This is a genomic window from Streptomyces sp. NPDC047841, assembly GCF_040704085.1.
Lineage (GTDB): Bacteria > Actinomycetota > Actinomycetes > Streptomycetales > Streptomycetaceae > Streptomyces > Streptomyces argyrophylli.
Map to the genome: position 1 here is coordinate 40,445 of NZ_JBEYRP010000026.1, position 17,915 is coordinate 58,359.

General features: G+C 69.5%; 13 protein-coding genes and 1 pseudogene. 4 read left to right on the forward strand and 10 right to left on the reverse strand.

Annotated elements, in window-relative coordinates; genetic code table 11:
- Positions 1-135 precede the first annotated feature (135 nt).
- Positions 136-664: pseudogene (locus AB0947_RS33870) on the forward strand (IS3 family transposase); the annotation flags it as partial.
- Positions 665-757: 93 nt separating this feature from the next.
- On the opposite strand, the gene AB0947_RS33875 reads toward AB0947_RS33870, so the two are convergent.
- The 6 genes from AB0947_RS33875 to AB0947_RS33900 form a co-directional block, all read right to left on the reverse strand.
- A complete protein-coding gene (locus tag AB0947_RS33875) occupies positions 758-2,107 on the reverse strand; it encodes an FAD-binding oxidoreductase (RefSeq protein WP_366754201.1) in 1,350 nt (449 codons plus the stop codon).
- 1,029 nt (positions 2,108-3,136) lie between these two features.
- Positions 3,137-4,900, reverse strand: coding sequence for a serine/threonine-protein kinase (locus tag AB0947_RS33880; RefSeq protein WP_366754202.1), 1,764 nt, complete (start codon positions 4,898-4,900; stop codon positions 3,137-3,139).
- Between the two features lie 580 nt (positions 4,901-5,480).
- Positions 5,481-6,185, reverse strand: coding sequence for a type 1 glutamine amidotransferase (locus AB0947_RS33885; protein WP_366754203.1), 705 nt, complete (start codon positions 6,183-6,185; stop codon positions 5,481-5,483).
- 103 nt (positions 6,186-6,288) lie between these two features.
- Positions 6,289-7,239 carry a PDR/VanB family oxidoreductase gene (locus tag AB0947_RS33890; RefSeq protein ID WP_366754204.1) on the reverse strand — a complete coding sequence of 317 codons (951 nt, stop codon included), beginning with the start codon at positions 7,237-7,239 and terminating at the stop codon, positions 6,289-6,291.
- Between the two features lie 71 nt (positions 7,240-7,310).
- Positions 7,311-8,735 (reverse strand): glutamine synthetase, encoded by a 1,425-nt coding sequence (locus AB0947_RS33895; RefSeq protein ID WP_366754205.1) that lies wholly within the window; start codon positions 8,733-8,735, stop codon positions 7,311-7,313.
- A gap of 7 nt (positions 8,736-8,742) precedes the next feature.
- Positions 8,743-10,137: an aromatic ring-hydroxylating dioxygenase subunit alpha gene (locus tag AB0947_RS33900; protein ID WP_366754206.1), complete on the reverse strand. Its 1,395-nt coding sequence runs from the start codon at positions 10,135-10,137 to the stop codon at positions 8,743-8,745.
- Positions 10,138-10,243: 106 nt separating this feature from the next.
- Between AB0947_RS33900 and AB0947_RS33905 the strand changes: the two genes are divergently transcribed.
- Positions 10,244-11,014 (forward strand): IclR family transcriptional regulator C-terminal domain-containing protein, encoded by a 771-nt coding sequence (locus tag AB0947_RS33905; RefSeq protein WP_366754207.1) that lies wholly within the window; start codon positions 10,244-10,246, stop codon positions 11,012-11,014.
- Between the two features lie 90 nt (positions 11,015-11,104).
- On the opposite strand, the gene AB0947_RS33910 is transcribed toward AB0947_RS33905, so the two are convergent.
- Positions 11,105-12,460, reverse strand: coding sequence for an MFS transporter (locus AB0947_RS33910; protein WP_366754208.1), 1,356 nt, complete (start codon positions 12,458-12,460; stop codon positions 11,105-11,107).
- Between the two features lie 148 nt (positions 12,461-12,608).
- Complete coding sequence (locus AB0947_RS33915) at positions 12,609-13,277, reverse strand: nitroreductase family protein (protein WP_366754209.1); 669 nt, start codon at positions 13,275-13,277, stop codon at positions 12,609-12,611.
- 1,169 nt (positions 13,278-14,446) lie between these two features.
- On the opposite strand from AB0947_RS33915, the gene AB0947_RS33920 reads away from it, so the two are divergent.
- Together AB0947_RS33920 and AB0947_RS33925 are read left to right on the forward strand one after the other, a co-directional pair.
- Positions 14,447-14,746 carry a hypothetical protein gene (locus AB0947_RS33920; protein ID WP_366754210.1) on the forward strand — a complete coding sequence of 100 codons (300 nt, stop codon included), beginning with the start codon at positions 14,447-14,449 and terminating at the stop codon, positions 14,744-14,746.
- 267 nt (positions 14,747-15,013) lie between these two features.
- On the forward strand, positions 15,014-15,781 hold the full coding sequence (locus AB0947_RS33925) for a GNAT family N-acetyltransferase (protein WP_366754211.1): 768 nt from the start codon (positions 15,014-15,016) through the stop codon (positions 15,779-15,781).
- A gap of 426 nt (positions 15,782-16,207) precedes the next feature.
- On the opposite strand, the gene AB0947_RS33930 is transcribed toward AB0947_RS33925, so the two are convergent.
- Together AB0947_RS33930 and AB0947_RS33935 are read right to left on the reverse strand one after the other, a co-directional pair.
- Positions 16,208-16,429 carry a hypothetical protein gene (locus AB0947_RS33930; protein WP_366754212.1) on the reverse strand — a complete coding sequence of 74 codons (222 nt, stop codon included), beginning with the start codon at positions 16,427-16,429 and terminating at the stop codon, positions 16,208-16,210.
- A gap of 667 nt (positions 16,430-17,096) precedes the next feature.
- The gene (locus AB0947_RS33935; protein WP_366754213.1) at positions 17,097-17,477 is read right to left on the reverse strand and encodes a hypothetical protein; all 381 of its coding nucleotides are present in this window, start codon (positions 17,475-17,477) and stop codon (positions 17,097-17,099) included.
- Positions 17,478-17,915: the final 438 nt, after the last annotated feature.

Here is a 17,915-nt window from a genome sequence, read left to right on the forward strand (position 1 = left end):
CTCGCCCAGGGACGGGTCCGAGGAACCGGGCCGTGCCGCATCGCGTCAGGCCGGGTCGTGGGGAGTGCTGGCGGGAAGGTCGATGCAGCGCCGCTCTTCGACGACGTGGTAGCCGGCGCTCGTGGACTGCGCTGCAGCGCGAACGAGCCGAACACGAAGTACGTCGGCGACATCGCCTATCTTCCCGTGGACGGCGGGAAGTTCCTCTACCTGGCCACCGTCATCGACCTCGCCTCAGGCCGCCTCACCGGCTGGGCGATCGCGGATCACATGCGCACTGATCTCGTCATCGACGCCCTGGCCGCCGCCGAACGCACCCGTGGCAGCCTCACCGGAGCGGTCCTGCACACCGATCACGGCGCCCAGTACACCAGCCGGTCCTCCGCCGACGCCTGCCGGCCAAGCCGGCGTCCGTCAGTCCATGAGCGCGATCGGCAGCTCGGCGGACAACGCACTCGCCGAGTCCTTCAACGCGACGTTCCAACGCGAGACGCTCCAGGATCGCAAGCACTGGTCCAGCGAGCGCGAAGCCCGCCTCGACGCGTTCCGCTGGCTGCATCGCTACAACACCCGACGCCGTCACTCCCGCCTCGGATACCGCAGCCCGATCGCTTACGAGACAGCGTCCGCAACAACATCAACTACGCTGGCACCAGCCGCATAACCCGTGTCCAGGATTCGGGCTCAAGGCCCGACCTCTTAGCAGCCAAGATCAGCCGGCGATTGGACAGACCCGAGTCAGTGGAGGAACCGCTGGTCAGGCAGGCGCGATGTTGTGGTTCATGCGGAAGAGGTTGTGCGGATCGTACTGCTGCTTGATCGAGGCGAGTCGGTCGTAGCGGTGTTGTCCGTAGGCGGCGCGCACCTGCTGGAGGGTCACGCCGCGTGTGGCCAGGAGGTTGACGTTCATCTCGTCCTGTGCCCAGGGTGCCAGTGACTCGGCCAGTGCGGTCAGCTCTTTGCGGAAGAGCGGGGACAGGCCGGGGGCACCCCCGCCGGCAGCGATGACGGCCCAGCGTGCGGTTCGCCCGGCGACCGCGTTCGCTACGGCGGGCGGCTGTTCGAGCACGCCGCCGAACGCCCGCAGTTCGAGGAAACCCAAACGGGTGTCCGACTCCGGGCCGACGGCGGTGAGCAGGGTGTCGGCGGCTTCGCGGGGGAAGACCCGTAGTGCCGTGGCCCCTTCGGTCATCGGCACGGGCTGGGCCGGGTCCAAGTGGAGCGTTGCGGCACTGGCGTAGGGCAGTTCGTCGATCGTGTCCCCGACGAGCGGCGCGAGGCGGCGTATCGGTGCCAGCGTGCGCTCTGCCTCCTCCCGCGGACCCAGCGAGGAAAACCGTACGTGCAGGGTGAAAGGCTGCCCGGGCCGGCGCAGGAAGGCGATGGAGGACGTCATTTCCCTGGGCAGGCCGGTCACCCACTCCCGCCAGGCGTGCAGAACGGTTCTCGCGTGTTCGCCAGAGAAGAACAGACCGCCGCCGTAGAAGCGGGAAACGGGGAAAAGGCTGAGCTCCAGGGCGGTGATGACTCCGAAGTTGCCCTTACCGCCGCGCAGTGCCCAGAACAGGTCCGGCTCCTCGACGGCGGTCACCCGGCGCAGTTTCCCGTCGGCTGTGACAAGCTCCACCGCTTGGACGTGGTCGGCCGCGTATCCGTACGTGCGGCCGAGGACGGGGCTGTGCCCGCCTCCAAGGGTGAACCCGACGACACCGACGGTGGCGGAAGCGCCGGTGATCGGAGCCAGACCGTACCGGCCAGCCGCGTCGACCATCTCGCCGCCCAGTGCGCCACCCTCAACTCGGGCAAGCCGCTGGGCTGCGTCGATGCGCACCCTGTTCAGACGCGACATGTTCACCAGGACCGCGCCGTCGGCGGGACGGGCCACCTGGTGCCCGGTGGTGAGGACCGCCAGCGGCAGGCTTCGTTCGGCGGCAAACCGTACCGCCGCCTGCACGTCGGTGACGCTCGTCGCGCCTACGGCGACGGCCGGCCGCACCGGGGTCAGCAGGTTGAAGGTGGCGCACTCGGCCGGGTAGCCCCTGTCACCGGCGAGCAGGACCGGGCCGACGACATTCTCCGCGAGGCCGACGATGTCGGCCCTCTGCACTGAGACCGGGCTCGTCGAGTTGTGGGAAGTCATTGCTCACTTTCGTCTTTCAAGTATGTCCAGAGGACGGCTGTGCCTGCCGTATCAGAACAGAGGGAGCTTCGCCGTCCTCCTCCGCTTGCGGTTGAGCACGAGGGGCACACCGCATATCCGGCGTTAAGGTCCGAGGCGCAAGGGCCGTCTCGTTGGTGGCCTGAGCCGCGAATCCGTCCCTGTCCGGCGAGTCAGCGCCGCGGGAAGCGGGCCGTGAGCTGGAAGAACCGCGTTGTTCGGGCGACGCCATGGTCGTCGTCGCACACCCGCCCGCTCGGGCCTGATCGCGTCCGTCACCCGAAGCACGGACAGCTGTTCGGTCGAACTGATGGGTCAGATGGCGTGCGCAGCCGTCAGGGACATGTTCAGGCGGTTGAGGGCAGTGGCAACCGCGTTCGGGCAAGGAGCAGGCGATCACTGGAGTTAGTTTACAACGAACACTTGTAATGTGAAAGGCAGACTTCGAGCACGAATGCGAGGTCAATCAGGTTCGAGAGACTGACAAGAGCCACATGTGAGATGAGACACCGGTAGGGGCGACGAACCCGGCGTCCGCCTGCTCAATGGCTTCGGGTACACCTCGCGCCTGGCGTGCTCGGCGAGCGCCCGGTAAACGCTCGCGGCGGAGGGGCCGTGCCCCTGGCGCCGCCGGGACAGGCCGGCCAGCAGCTCCAGCGCTTGCCGGTGGATCTGCTCCGGCAGCCGGTCCGGGCAGCGCACATCCATCACCGTCGCCTGGCGGCAAACGGCACCGCCCCGTCGGCCCGGACGAGGCCCGCCGGCTGTTGGCCGACGGCACCAGCGCGCGCAGCCACTGCCGCCCGACACCGACCTCGGCATCGTCGGCTTAGTGCGCCACCGGAGGGCCGCAGTCGTTCAGGCCCCGGACCGATCATGTTCCGGGACCTTTGCCCTCCACGGCGAGCGAGCCCACCTCGGCTCGGGATTCCTCGCCCTGGCCGGCTCGCCGGAGTCAGAACCGTGACGGCCGGGTCCTCAGCCTTGGTGGCTCGCGGGTTGCCAGCCGCGCAGGACGGTGTCGAACTGCTTCTTCGTCCGGGACCAGTCATCCGCGGGGCCCTCCATGAGGATCCCGTACTCGATGCTGCCGTCGTCCGAGTCATAGACCTGGTCGATGATCCGGCGTGGTCCGGCTGGGCCCTCCTCCGGCTTCTGGATCCAGGTGAACTCCCATAGCACGGCGTTCGCCTCGTCACGGAAGTTGTTCGTGCCGAACCGGAGCTGCTGGTAGCCGTCGAGGGTCCGATACAGCTTTTCCAGATGCAGCAGGTGCGCTCGGGGGGTGGGGTAGTCGGGCGTGGAGTCGACGCTGATGCGGAGCAGGTGGTTGCCGCCGTCCGGGCTGTACTCGATCTGGTCGCTGTCCGTTTGACGGGTCCAGCCCTTTGGGACCCAGAGGCTGCCCTCCGGGGCGTTGATGCGTTCCCAACCGGCGGGGACCGACCTGGCGTCCGAGGCACGGTCGGTCGGCGCCCGCCGAACGGTCGACCTGTCGTTCTGTTTGCCGGGACTCTGCGGCTTGAGGCCGGTCGTCCTGACTCCACTCGCCGCGTCGTCGCTCCCGTTCGCGTACTGCAGTCCCGCGAAGACCGCCGTGGCCCCGACACCCACCACGACAAGCAGCGCGATCAGCATGGTGCGCCGACCGCCACGGGCGCGGCCCCGCGGCGTCACGGACCCGGCGGCGTACGTGGAATCGGTGGTCGGCGTGAGATCGGTGGCTCGGGTAGGAGCAGTGGCGTTCCTGGACCCCGTCGTGTGCGCAGGCCCGGTCGCGTACGCCGACGCGTACGTCCGTCCAGTCGGCGCGGGCGAGTCGACCGGGGGCAACTGCCCGGTGCCGGACAGTCCGTAGCCGTTCGCCGTGCCCTGTGCCGGTACGTGTGCCTGAGCCGCGTCGGGCTCTCGGCCCTCAACTACGTCGCGCAGCAGCCGTTCCGCCTCCGCTGCGCCCGGCCGCGACGCCGGGTCCTTGGACAGCAGTGCCGCGATCACCGGTGCGAGCGGGCCCGCCCGGTCGGGATGGGGCGGCTCCTCGGTGACGACAGCCTGCATGGTGGCGATAGGCGAGTTGCGGCGGAAGGGCGAGTGGCCCTGCACCGCCGTGTAGAGCGTCGCGCCCAGGGACCAGAGGTCGGCCGCGGGGTCCGGCTCGCTGCCTCGTAGCCGTTCGGGCGCCATGTAGTCCAGGGACCCGACGATTTCACCGGTCCTGGTGATCGTGGAGTCTCCTTCGATGGCGGCGATACCGAAGTCGCTGAGGAGGACGTTGCCGTCGCGCGCGAGGAGGACATTCCCGGGCTTGACGTCGCGGTGGAGCACCCCGGCGGCATGTGCGGCGCGCAGCGCGGCCAATACCTGCAGCCCGATCCTGGCCGCCTCCCGACCGTCGATCAGGCCGGTTTCCCTGGCCGCGTCAGCGAGGGACGGACCGTCGACGTACTGCATGACGATCCACGGGCGGTCGTCGTGGTAGAGGACGTCGTGGACGGTGACGACCCCGGGATGCGTGATCCGGGCCGCGGCCCTGGCCTCTGTACGGGTCCGCTGGTGCAGCATGGTCCGGTCGGCCTCGGAGACGTAACCGCCCAGGGTCAGCTCTTTCACCGCGACGGTCCGGTGCAGCACTTCGTCGTGCGCGCGCCACACCCTGCCCATCCCGCCGCTGCCGATGGGCTCACTCAGCCGGTAACGCCCGGCAAGTACCAGACCAACGCCCGCGCCCTGTGAATAGTCCACGTCTCCCGCCCAGTTGCTCGCCTGACAGATTACGGATGGGACGTAGGAACGGGAAAGCCGAGGGTTGTGATGCGGCCCACACCTGAGTCACGTTTGAGGTCTCGGCAACGAAAGTGTTTCAGGTATGCCTGGGCCGCCGAACGTGTGCGTGCCGGACTCGCGTCCCCTTCCGAACAGACAACCTGCTGACACCTCCCGGGCCGCTGTGCCGCAGCGGCGGGTTGCGCCACAGATGTGTCGATCGCTGCCAGCCTACTGTCTTGCGATCTCGGAGCCGTCACACTTCGAGCAGGGTGAACATGCCGGGCTCGGGCTCGGGCTCGGCGAAAATCCCACGGCTGACCAGGCGGTTGAGCTTGTGCGGGTAGCCCGGAGACGATTCAGGCCGGCCGTTGAGGCGGTACGCCGCCGACCCCGGTCTCACTCGGCAGGAGCCCGGCCCGCATGTGCCGGGCCTGCCGGCCGGTGCCGTTCCCTGCCGGACGGGCCGCAGCGGCTTGCTTCCTTCGCGGCGGCCGGTGCGAGGAATGCCCGGTCCACCTGACACGGAGCGGCCGGTGGCCCCGGGCCGCTCCGCGTGTCAGCGAAGGTGGCGGGTGCAGAAGGTGCCGACGAGTTGATCGCAGGCGCGGATCGTCGTCCCTTCGTGCTCAGCGATGGCATGGCGCAGTGCCTCGGCGTCCACACCTCCGTCGCCGGCCACGGGTGAACTGCCGAGGGCAGCCCATCTCTCCGTCCAGCTCGAGAAACTGTCCACCGTGGCCTCCGGATGGAACTGGACACCGAGCACACTCCCCGAGACGAACGCCTGGGGGCCGCTCTCGTTGCGGGCGATCTCCTTGGCACCCGGAGGGACCGTGAAGGAGTCGGCGTGCAGCTGCATCCAGGGTCCGGGCGCGACGAGATGCGGGTCGTCGGTCGTCACAGTGGTGTAGCCGCGTTCCGGCCGCTCGGCGGGGGCGACCTCGCCGCCCAGCCCGCGAGCCAGCAGCTGGGCCCCGAAGCAGATACCGATGGTCGGAAGCCCGCTGCCGACCGCAGCCGTCACGAAGTCGAGTTCGGGCACGAGCCAGGGCACGCTCGGATCGTTCACCGACTCGTTCGACCCCATGACGACGAGCAGGTCGTAGGCACCGAAGTCCGGGACCGTGCTCTCCGCCGAGGCGAAGGAGAACAGGCGGTGCCTGATGTCGCGGGCGGCGAAGGCGGGTAGCAGCGCCCCGGGGATGCGTTCGCGCCGACTCGCTTCGGGGTCGTGCACGAGCACCAGGGCTGTCGAGGACATGGGTCTCACCTTTCCGGCAGCGGCTGCCGTCGGATGTCGGGCGGGGAGGTGATGGCGGAGTCCGCCGGCGCGTGACTCCGCGGCGGACGAGGCGGGTACCGGCTCAGAGGTCGAGGACGAGGCGCGGCGACACGGCGCGGCTGACGCAGATCATCATGGTGCTCCCGCGCGCGTGCTCGTTGGCACCCAGTACCTCGTCCCGGTGGTCGGGCGTACCGTCGACCACCCTGGTCTCGCAACTCCCGCAGTAGCCTTCTTCGCAGGAGAAGGGGACGTCGGGGCGCACGTCCCGGACCGCGTCCAGGACCGACCGCTCGGCGGGCACGGTGATCACGGCGCCGGACCTGGCGAGCTCGACCTCGAAGGTATGGTCGCCCTCCGCGGGCCCGGGCGGGGCCTCGGAGGAACTGGAGAAGCGTTCGACGCGGACCTCCAGGCCGGCCCCGGCGGCGGCAGCCGCCTTCGTGACGTCCGTCAGGAGCGACGGCGGGCCGCAGCAGTAGACCGTCGTCCCTTCGGGAAGCCGACCGATCAGGGATGCGATGTCCGGTCTGCCGTCGCGGTCGGTCCGCACCACTGTGACCCGGTCGGCATCGAGTCCGTTCAGTTCGTCCACGAAGGGCATGTCTCCGTGGTGCCCGCAGTACAGGACCTGCCAGTCCTGACCGGAACGTTGGAGGGCCCGTGCCATGGCGAGGACGGGGGTGACGCCGATGCCCCCCGCCACGAGAAAGTGCCGCGCCGCCCTGGCCAGGGGGAAGTGGTTGCGCGGCCCCCGCACCGCCAGCTCCCGGCCGACGAGCGCCGAGGTGTGGATCTCGCGCGAGCCGCCCCGCCCCCCGGTCTCATGGCGGACGGCAACGGTGTAGCTGGTCCTGTCCAGGTCGTCCCCGCAGAGGGAGTACTGCCGGACGAGGCCCGAGGGCAGCACCAGTTCGACGTGTGCCCCGGGCTCCCAGGGCGGCAAGGGCCCTCCGGCCGGATCCACCAGGGTCAGCGTCACTACCTGGGGTGCCTCGGCACGCACCTGTTTGACCAGGAGGGTTCTGCTCACGTCGGTTGAGGAGAGGGTGTCAGGCATGGTCGGTCCGTTCTGTTGCCCGAGCGTGGTCCAAGGGCTGACGCTCACAAGAGGTCGAAGTACTCGCGGTGTTCCCAGTCCGTGACCGCGGCGTTGAAACGGGCCAGTTCATGGCGTTTGATGCCGACGTAGTACTCGACGAACTGTTTGCCGAAGGATTCGGCGAACTCGGTGTCGTCGGTCAGCGCCCGCAGCGCGTCTCCGAGGGTGGCCGGCAGCCGCCTGGCCTCGGTCTCGTAGGGCTCGTCCGCGGCCGGCCCGAGCTCCCAGCGCCGCTCTATGCCGTTGAGCCCGGCTGTGAGCTGTGAGGCGATGTAGAGGTAGGGATTGGCGGCGGGTTCACCGACGCGGTTCTCCACGTGTGTCGAGTCATCCGCCGCCGAGCCGCAGACACGGAGCATGGCTGCTCGGTTGTCGTGCGCCCACAGCACCCGGTCGGGGGCCATGGAGTACGACTGGAACCGCTTGTATCCATTGATGGTCGGCACGGCGAACACCGAGGCCGCCGCCGCGTGCCGGAGCTGTCCGGCGAGGTAGTGGCGCCCCGTCTCGGACAGGACGTCGCCGGGGCTTTCGGGCGTGAACGCGTTCTCGCCTTCGCGGGCGCCCCTGTACAGCAGTGACTGGTGCAGGTGCCAGCCACTCGAGAAGACGCGGGGCATCTTGGGCCGGCACATGAAGGTCGCGTGGTACCCGTGGCGGCGTGCGGTCTGTCGCAGCGCACTGCGCAGCAGCAGCACGGTGTCGGCGGCGTGCACGCCGGTCTGGGGGCTGAGGGTCACCTCCAGTTGACTGGGCCCCAGCTCGACCTCGAAGGTCCGCAGGGGGACGCCGAGTCGTCGCAGTGTCTCACCGAAGGCCGTGACGATCGGTTCCAGGGCGTCGGCCCGGTCCTCCGAAAGGAGCTGGTAGCCGGGGTTGAGCAGGGCGCCGTTGTCGAGACCGGTGCCGCCGGCGCCCTCAGGCACCGACCGGAAGAGGTGGAACTCCAGCTCCGCACCGGTCAACACGTCGTAGCCGAGTTCGGCCGCCCTCTCGACACTCCTGCGCAGCAGGCCCCGGGTGCACTGCGGCACGGGCTGCCCGTTGCTGAAGTAGAGGTCGCACAGCAGCCAGCCGGTTCCGCCCGCCCAGTCCAGGACATGGAAGGTGCTGGGATCGGGCACCATGACCACGTCCCCGGCCCCGGCCATTTCGGCGATGCCGCATCCTCCGTCGGGGGAGAACGCCTGGTAGACGGTGGTTCCCGAGGTGTCCTTGGACAGCAGGGTGGAGACCACCGTGAGGCCGCCGCGCAGTACCGAGGCCAGTTCCGTGGCGGCCACCGTCTTGCCGCGCAGCAGGCCGTGCTGGTCGGCGAAGACGACGCGGATGGAGTGCAGGCGCTCCGCTTCGACGCGCTCGAGCACCCCGGCGGCCGCGCGCAGCTGTGCGTCGGAGTAAAGGTTGTGCCGTTGGATGAATCCCATGGTGCACTCACTCCGCGTCGTTCGGCAGGGGCGGAAGCAGTTCGTCGTCGGGCTCGAGAGGCGAGGTCCGTACGCCGGCGGGGCCGCTGGCCCGGGCGGCATCGGAATCCTGGGCCCAGGGACTCTTGCGGCGCAGCGAGTCGATGGCCTCGGTCCAGAAGGTCTCCCACTCCCCCGTCGGACCGATCCCGTCCAAGGGGATGGGTCCCCTGCTCTCCACATCCGCGGTGTCCCGCAGGAGCAGGTCCGGGTCCTTGCCGTCGGCGACCGCGTCGATGGCCGCGAGCAGCATGCGGCGGTAGGTCACGATCGCCTTGTCGGAGCGGCTCAGGTGTTCACGGGTGCGGTCGTGGATCAGGCCCTGGCCCTCGACGGCCATCTGGTCGTGCACGTTGATGTCCGGGCCGAGGCCGGTGTAGGTGAGGCTGCGCTGTTCCTCGGGGTCGAACAAGTACTGGTTGCCGCGGTTCCGTACCGGCTTGTAGTCGGGCAGGGTGATGCCGTCCAGCCGCTGCCGGCGCATCTTCTCGCGGTCCACCGGCTCGTCGAGGCTGGTGAACATCGCGTACCAGTAGCAGGAGGTGTCGTCGACCGGCACGTGCCACTGCGTGATCGCCATGGAGGCGCTCAGGGGGATGGTGATGCCGTGCGGGAACACCTGGTGGGTGATGCGCACGTGGGTGGCGCTGCCGTCGTGGCCCGGGCCGTCGATCGTGCGCAGGGCGACGATGCGCTGGCCGTACTCCGTACGGCTGTTGAGGATCTCGGGCCTGCCGTACTCGCGCAGGATCTTCGTCATGGGCAGGTCCGTGCCCAGCGACACGTTGCGGAACTGCTTGCCGTAGGAGTCGCCCGAGTCGTCGTCCTCCTCGAAGCGGTGCAGGTAGGAGGCGTGGGCGGGATCGATGCCGACCTCGAGGGCCTGCAGCCAGTTGCAGTCCAGGTAGCCCTTGAAGGCGAAGGTGTACTCCTGCGGGGCGAGGAAGCAGTCGAGCGCGGGCAGGTGCGGCGGCTCGCCGGGACCCAGGTACCCCCACACGATGCCGTTGCGCTCGAGCACCGGATAGGACGTGATGCGGACCCGGGACGCCAGCTTGCTGCCCTCGGGCTCGGCGGGCGTCTGCAAGCAGCCTCCGGCCTTGTCGAAGAGCCAGCCGTGAAAATAGCAGCGCAGTCCGCCGTCCTCGAGCCGGCCCAGGGAGAGGTCCGCTCCCCGGTGCGGGCAACGCCGCTCGACGAGGCCGAGGGAACCGTCCTCGTCGCGGAACAGGACGAGGTCCTCACCGAGGAGTCTGACCGTGACGACCGGCCGTGGTCCGGCCAACTCCTCGGCGAGAGCCACAGGTTGCCAATACCTGCGCATCCAGTCACCGGCCGGCGTACCGGGCCCGGTCTGGGTCATCTTTTCGTTCTCATGTGCTAGCATCAAAACTCCAACGTTCGATTACCGCACGGAAGTTCGGGCTTCTGAGTGCAGGGACAGTACGACTGGACAGGGGACGAACGCAATGGCCCGACTGAACGACAAGGACGCCGAGACCCGGCGACAGCGCGAGCTGGCAGGCACGGCGAATCCGGCCGACTTCTCCGAAGCACTGGCGCGCGGCCTCGCCGTCCTCTCCGCCTTCGGCAAGGACCGCAAACGCCTCACCCAGGCCGACCTGGCACGTCAACTCGGTCTTTCACGGGCGACGGTGCGGCGGGCGGTACTCACCTTGGAGCACCTCGGCTACCTCGTCGCCGACGGGCGCGCCTACGAACTGACGCCGCGCGTCCTCGGACTCGCCGGGGCGTACCTGACATCGAACTTGATCAGTACCGTGGTGCAGCCCGTCTGCGACCGCGTCTGCGCCCAGTTCAAGGCGTCGTGCTCCGCGGCCGTCCTCGACGGCGACGAGGCCGTGATGATCGCCCGCGCGATCCGGCAGTCCCTGCTCATCGTGGGAAGCGGGGTCGGCTATCGTGTCCCCGCGGCCAGTTCCGCGTTGGGCAAGGTGCTTCTGGCCCACCTCGACACCCTCCCGGAAGCGTCACCCGTCGCGGGGCCGGGCCGGGAGTCCTTGCGCGAGATCCGGCAAGCCGGCTACTGCTACGTGGCCAACGACGTCGAGCCGGGATTCCACTCGATAGCGGTGCCGGTCAGCCGGTGGGACGGCCGTGTGGTCGCCGCCCTGAACGTGGGCGCGGCCATTGAGCACTTGTCGCCGCAGGAGATGCAGGGCAGCGTCCTGGAGGTGTTGCGGACGTACGCCGAGGACCTTCGTGCGCAACTGGTGTGAGGGGACACCCACGGCCCGGAGCACATCGCCCGACGTGGTGACGTCCGAGGCCTGCCGCCGGCGCACCGAGCCCGCCGGATGCGTGAGGAGTCAGCCCGCCGACGCGGGTGCCGGCGGGGCGTCCTGCGCAGCGTCGCGCCCCGGGTCGACGATCAGGGCGGCGACCACGCCACCGACGGCGATGAGCACGCCCATCACCGTGAAAGCCGTGTTGTAGCCGTCGGCCTGGTTGCCCGCGCCGTCGATGAGGGCCCCCGTCGCCCAGGGGGCGATGATCCCGGACGTGCTCTGCAGGCCGATGAAGAGACTCAGCACGCTCGTCCGCTGCGAAGGGGCCGCCGAGGTGCCGATGGCCGCATACACGATCGGCAGAGCCAGGAGCGTGAGGCAGTAACCGACGACGAGCAGCGCATACGCGAGGTAGCGCTGTCCGCCCGCGAGGGGGAGCAGGGCGAGGAACACACCGCCCACGGCCAGGGACACCGTCGGCACCAGACCTCGGGCCACCCGGGCCGACGCACCGGAGGCCAGCAGACGATCGGTGAACCAGCCGGCACCCAGCATGAAACCCATGCCGACGATGCTGGGCAGGCCGAACAGCAGGCCGGAGGTGAGGGGAGAGAAATGGAGGCCGGCTTCGAGGTATGACGGAAGCCAGCTGAGGATGACCGAGATCAACGCGTACAGGGGATAGGTGGCCAGGAGCAGGAGAACGAACGTCCGGCTGGTGGCTACCGCGAGGAAGGTGCGTCGCCGTGCCGAGCGGTCGGCGCCGGCATCGGTCGGTGAGGCAGGACTCGCCGGACGCCGCGCACCGGCATAGGGACCGGTGCGTCCGACGAACAGCCAGAGAGCGCACCAGGCGAGCCCTGCCACGGCGACGGCCAGGAAGCCCATGCGCCACCCCTGGTGGACGATGAGGAGTGTGAGGAGCGGTGCGGCCACGAGCTTGGCGAGCGAGGGCCCTGATGTCAGCACCGATGTCGGCAGACCCCTGCGATGAGGCGGGAACCAACTGTAGGCGGCGGAGTTCGCCACAGCGGTGGCGGGGCCCTCCGCGGCCCCCAGAGCGATCCGTGTGCCCAGCAGGACGCCACCGCCCACGAACAGGAACACCGGGAGCTGGGTCGCCGCCCACAACAGGGACATGATGAACAGCAGCCACTTCAACGATATGTGACGGGTCGCCAGGAAGCCGACGCCGATCGCGCTGACGCTGTACAGAAAGTAGAACGAGCTGCTGACCAGCCCGAACTGCGATGCCGACAGCCCCAGCTCCCTCATGACGGGCTGGGCCGCCAGAGCGAGAATGGTGCGGTCGGCGAAGTTGATGACCATGAATACGGCCAGCATGAGGAGCACGGACCACGCCCTGAACGGGCGGTAGTCACGGTCTGGTTGATCCGTCACGACGGGCAGTGCTCTTGATGTCGAGTCTGTGGTCACGGCCTTTTCCTTCCGGGGCGCCGGACGACCGGCACCATGAGGGGGCTCGACGGCCAGGTGGTCCAGCTCGCAGGCATGCGCGAGGGGCCCGGCAGCCTCGGTATGTGCGAGTGGAGAGGTGTTCGGTCCAGGGGAGGGCGACGGGTCGTTACTCGGAGAGGGTGGGAGCCCACAGCGGTTCCGCGACGGTGGCGCCGATATGCCGGCCCCAGCCGTTGCGGCTGGCCACCTCGTGCACGGGCCGCCGGTTCGCGGCCACACCCCAGCGACCGAGGGGGTAACCGAGGGCCAGCATGACGTTCATCCGCCAGCCGTCCTCCGTGGGCACGCCGAGGAGCTTGTGCACGGTCTCCTCCTCGTAACGCAGCACTGTGGTGATGACACCGCCGACGCCCTCCGCCCGGGCGGCGAGCAAGGTGCTCCAGATGGCGGGGTAGATGTTGGCTCCGCCGTGGTCGTCGATCGAGAAGACGAACAGCAGGAGGGGGATGTCGGCGAAATGCTCGGTGAAGTAGTCACCGGACGCCTTGATCTTGCGCATGGTGGCGGCGTGCGCCTCGGGATCGTGGATCGTCCTGCCCAGCGCGCCACGTGCCATGTCCGCGTACTCCTGCTCGCGGCACTCCACGTAGAGCTCGGCCAGTTGGGCCTTGATCGCGGGATCGTCGACCGCAAGGAAGTGCCACCGCTGGGCGTTCCCGCCGTTGGGCGCCCGGATCGCGGCGTCGAGAATGCGGCACTGCGACTCCATCGGAATGGGATCCTTGCGCATCCTGCGCATCATCCTGGTGGTGTAGAGGGCCTCGTAAACGTCCATCAGTTTCTCCTCGGACAGCCGAGACGGGGATCACGTGGCGGCGGCGAGCCGGCCATGGACAAAGAAGTTCATCTACCGCACGTATGTTCGCTGCGATTGGTGCGACGGATGCTAGAGCCGTTCCGCCGAGCACCGCAACAGGTCCGGTCCCGCTCCACCTTCACGGCCTCACGGCCGGCAGGACGCGGCCGAAGGGCTTGATGGTGCCCTCGGGCGGACCACCCGCTCGACGTTCACGCATCCACACCGCACCGGTGGGACCGGCTCAGGACCGGCGCGCGGCCGGCGCGACCCGCGTCACGGGCCGTCGGCATCCGGCCTCGACACCTTCTCCCAGGTCAGCTCCGGTTTTCTTCGGCGATCACCGCCTGAACCCGGCCTCGGCTCGACGGCGAAGCCGGCGGAAGCCACCCACCAGTACGGAGGCAGCCGGGACGCCGCCGAAGTGCCGACCCGCGGCCATGTCCAGGTCGGCGTCAGACCACTGCCGGGTCGGCCGCAGCCCTTCGGACGCCACGCTGCCTGCGCGATTTCTTTACGACTCTTGATCGTAATGATACAAAGGACTACGGTGACCGCACCGGCACAGCCCAAAGGCCGATCGATCCGAGGAGCTCGGCATGTCCACCACGCGGGAGCCGATCGACCGCGGGATGTCCTTCGTCCACGAAGTGGACCTCGAGGTGGACGGAGCCGAATGCCGCGCAGGCGGACCGCTGGATCACCGCCGAGCCGCACTACCGGAGCATCACCGCGGGCGGCGCCGGGGCACGGCGTACGACCACCTGACCCCGTCAGGTGCCGCTGCCCTCCCCACGGGGAAGCGGCGAGCGGGAGAGGCGGCTGAGCAGGGTGTCACCAGCAGGTCGCTCCGTCTCGGACAACAGCGAATCGCCGCACCACCTCCCCGTCGTGCCACCACCCTTCTCGCGCAGGCCGCTCTGCGGCCGTCGGTGCCTGCGGAGGCTCTGGCCGAGCTGTGCACCTGCCTGGGACCGGCTGCTGTGGCCCATGATCCTCACGGCGGCGCCGGGAGACGGCCGCCGTACTCGACGCCCTCAGTCAGGAGCACGACCGCCTCGACGCGGCCCTGGACGCACTCGAGGCGGCACCGGTCGCCGGTGACGCCGACCGCGAGAACCTGCACCGGCCAGGAGGTGCGGGACCTCGTGCATGGTCACCTCGAGCACGAGGAACCGATGCTCTTCCCCGCCCTCGCCGGACACGTCCCGCCCGAGAGTCGGACGGTCTTCTCACAGCAGGTCGTCACCACCGCCCCCATGGCAGCCGCACACCTCACCCTGGGCTTCTTCGACGAGGTGGGCACGCCGCAGGAGGTCGCCCAGATACTCGCAGGGCTTCCCGAGCCGGCCCAGCAGTTCGTGCCGCGATGCGCGACCAGGCACGGGCAGCCCTCGCGGCCTCGCTCGACCTCGCCCGATCTCGATGCGCCGCGGTTCCGGGCGTGACGCGCGCACCAGGGCCCGTGCACCGCTGTGGCCCGCGATGATGCTTCCCGCCACGGCGGTGGCGATCTCACGCATGCGGCCGCGGTCGGGAATGTGCTGGGTGCCGGTTACGGTGACCGACCATTCCGGCCGAGCAGTTGCGCCGCACTCGCACGCCGTCCAGTGCGCGTTCATCCCCGCCCGGGCCGGTCGGCGCCCGCTGGTCGAGCGGCCGGCCGATTGCCGTCGGCTGTTCTCACCGCAGGAACATGAGGAGGTCTGCCGATCATGGCAGTGAAGAGGGTCGACGACCTCGAGCCGCAGCTCGCCAACTGCCGGGACTACTGGCTCGGCTGGGGAGAGGCAGACCGCGCCGACGACGGCCTCACCTACTACCGCAGCGGACTCGCGCACGGTCAGCTCAACGGCGTGCTCCGGCTGCGCAGCCCTGGTGAAGCCGGCCAGGCTCTCGCCCGTGCCACGAGCGCACTGGCCGGTGTGCCCTGGCTGTGGTGGGTGGGACCGGACAGTGGGCCGGGGGTCGCCGACCGGCTTCTCAAGCAGGGCGCGAGAAGGATCGGCGCGGTGCCGATCATGGCTGTCGCGCTCGATCGCGTTGCCCAGGTGGCGGGACCTCCTGAGCTGAGGATCGAGACTGTGGAAGGCGCCGGTGCCCTCGCCGAATGGGTCCGCACCTACAGTCCTTCCTTCGGAGTAGGGCCGGATCTGGTGGACGATACGCTGCGGGTGGAAGCGGGGCGTGGCGACGTCTCCCGTACGGTGCGGTTCATCGCCCGAATCGGTCAGCAGGCCGTAGGCACCGCCCTCATGTTCGACTCGCACGACGTGGCGGGGATCTACGTGGTCACGACCGTCGAGGGCCACCGTCGCCGGGGCATCGGCGCGAAGCTCACCGCGGCCGCCCTGGAGGCGGGCCGTCAGCGGGGCCTGCACGTCGGCACTCTCCAGGCCAGCGCTCCGGGTCAGTCCGTCTATGCCCGCATGGGATTCGAGACGGTCGGTGCATACCAGCTCTTCCAGCCTCTGGAACGCTAGCCGGCTCCCCTGACGGGGCCGGACCGGCGCCTCGGTCAGACCGACGACCGGGCCGACAGTGCGCCGGCCACCACAGGGCACGTGTTTCATGCCTGCGCACGACGGCCGGCACCGCTCCCTTCCGTGTGTCCGTCATCGGGGGGTCCCCTCTCGGCAGACATGCCGGCGAAACGGCCACCTCCCGCGGACGGACCCGCTCCCACCTCCGCCGCGGCGGCCCCCAGGGTTCCGGATCCCGGCGAACGTGCCTTGCCCCGATGCCCGGCCACCGTCGGGCGGGGCGGTGACCTCAAGAACCGCGTGCCGCTTCACCGCCCTGCCCCGCCAGGCGCGCGGCTGGTCAGCCACCCGGCCGGCACCGGGCTCCCGGTCACCCGCTCCACCCGAGGGGTGGGCGCCGCCGTCCGACGGCGCACACGGGCACGGTCAGAAACGCAGGACCTCGACGCCCCGCTGTTGCAACGGCGACACGACGGCGTTCAGGAACTCCGTCCGGTCCGGCGCTCCTCCGCCGACCACAGTGGTCGGAACGATCATCGGTCTCCCGTCCGCGGCTATGTTCAGACCGCCCTCTTCGGCGAAGACGACGACCTGGCTCACCTGGTCCCAGCGGATCGTCCTGACGCGGCGCATGGCCGTGCCCACCATGTCGTAGTCGTAGACGTAGACCGCATCCGGGCATGGACCAGCCCACGGACCGCCCGGATCAACCCGATCAGCATGCCGGCGATCAGGTGATGAGGAGTCCGCGGCAGATTCGCACCCAGTCGGCATCCTCAGGGACGCGCCCGGCATGGTCGACGCGCCCGCGCGAACCACTCAGGCCGACCGCGGGACCTCGCCGCCGGCGACATCACCCTGCTCGACCTGTCAGCCGACGAGGCCATGGAGGACGATGCGTGGATGGACGCCGGCACCGAGGACTGGCTGGCGGCCTCCGCGCTCGCGGGCGGATCGGCTGCGGTCGCCACCCGGTACGCCCATGCGCGGCTCACCGGGACGCCCGCACTGTCAGCGGTGTCCACCGGTATCGACCTCTGGCTCGGCCGGGAGACCGTGGTGCAGGCTCCCGCCGCGGGCAGGAGGTTCACCCGCCCGGGGCCGTCCTCACACCGGGCGGGTGAGTTTCGGGGGCGGGCTGCCGGCGAAGTCGCGGTACGGGAGCGGCACGACGGTGACGGCCCCTTCCGACCTGGTGCGCCGCATCGTCCTGCGCGGGGCGTCCGCGGTGACGGCCCTGTCCGGAATCGGCCCCTGGGGCCTCAAAGGTGCGTGACTTCTTCAAGGAGCTGAACGGGAACACCGAAAGACCCACTCAGGCGCAGCGCGGTTCCGCCGACACCAGTCGGCACGGGCCATGGTGCAGGCCATGGCCGCGGGCGAGGTCACCGGCATGCGGGAAGAGCGTCAACTGGTCGGCGATCCAGGGGTAGAAACGGTCGTCCAGGCGGCAGTTCCCGGTGTACGCACCGACGTGACGGTCCCTTTCGGACCAGTGTCCGTTCCGGTACCCATGGTCGAACCGCACCCGGCCGGGGTCCTGCATCGTGGTCCCCGCGGCCACGGTGACCTCGGCGGGCAGGTGCCGACCGGGCGGCAGGGTGGCCGCGGCCGCGGAGCCGCCGGCGCAGAACAGGGCACCTGCGGCGAGTACGGCGGTGGCCGCGACGGCGGCGGGCCGCATCAGCTTTTTCATGGGACACCTTCTCACTGTTGCCGATCGTTCGGCCTCTTCGGACCGGTCCGTGTTTACGTTACAGCTATTATCTGTAACTTTACCAGTGGCCGGTGCACATCGTCCACGAAGGCCGCGCGCAGCCACTGCCGCACCGAGGGCCGAGCGGTACACCCGCGGCCGTCGGATCTCGGCGAGGCGACCCGCGAGTCCCGGCGTGGCCGCGCTCACGTGAGGGCGCGAACACCGTGACGCGCCACAAGCCGCAACGTCTGATGACCGGCCCGGCGAGCGCCCGCATCGAGGGAGGGGGATGCCCGCGACACCATTCATGCACAGCGTTCCGCGGTGCGGGGATGACTCCGGCCCTCGATTACGTTACAATCATTACTTGTAATAGAAGTCGGGTCGGCCGATCCGGCTACCGAATCTGCACCGGAGGACCGTCATGCCGAGTGG

What these genes read in the sequence shown, in the direction of transcription:
- AB0947_RS33885 (WP_366754203.1), bottom strand. Translation starts at nt 6,185, where the DNA reads ATGTCCTCGACAGCCCTGGTGCTCGTGCACGACCCCGAAGCGAGTCGG.
- AB0947_RS33900 (WP_366754206.1), bottom strand. Translation starts at nt 10,137, where the DNA reads ATGACCCAGACCGGGCCCGGTACGCCGGCCGGTGACTGGATGCGCAGG.
- AB0947_RS33895 (WP_366754205.1), bottom strand. Translation starts at nt 8,735, where the DNA reads ATGGGATTCATCCAACGGCACAACCTTTACTCCGACGCACAGCTGCGC.
- AB0947_RS33915 (WP_366754209.1), bottom strand. Translation starts at nt 13,277, where the DNA reads ATGGACGTTTACGAGGCCCTCTACACCACCAGGATGATGCGCAGGATG.
- AB0947_RS33935 (WP_366754213.1), bottom strand. Translation starts at nt 17,477, where the DNA reads ATGAAAAAGCTGATGCGGCCCGCCGCCGTCGCGGCCACCGCCGTACTC.
- AB0947_RS33925 (WP_366754211.1), top strand. Translation starts at nt 15,014, where the DNA reads ATGGCAGTGAAGAGGGTCGACGACCTCGAGCCGCAGCTCGCCAACTGC.
- AB0947_RS33930 (WP_366754212.1), bottom strand. Translation starts at nt 16,429, where the DNA reads ATGGTGGGCACGGCCATGCGCCGCGTCAGGACGATCCGCTGGGACCAG.
- AB0947_RS33905 (WP_366754207.1), top strand. Translation starts at nt 10,244, where the DNA reads ATGGCCCGACTGAACGACAAGGACGCCGAGACCCGGCGACAGCGCGAG.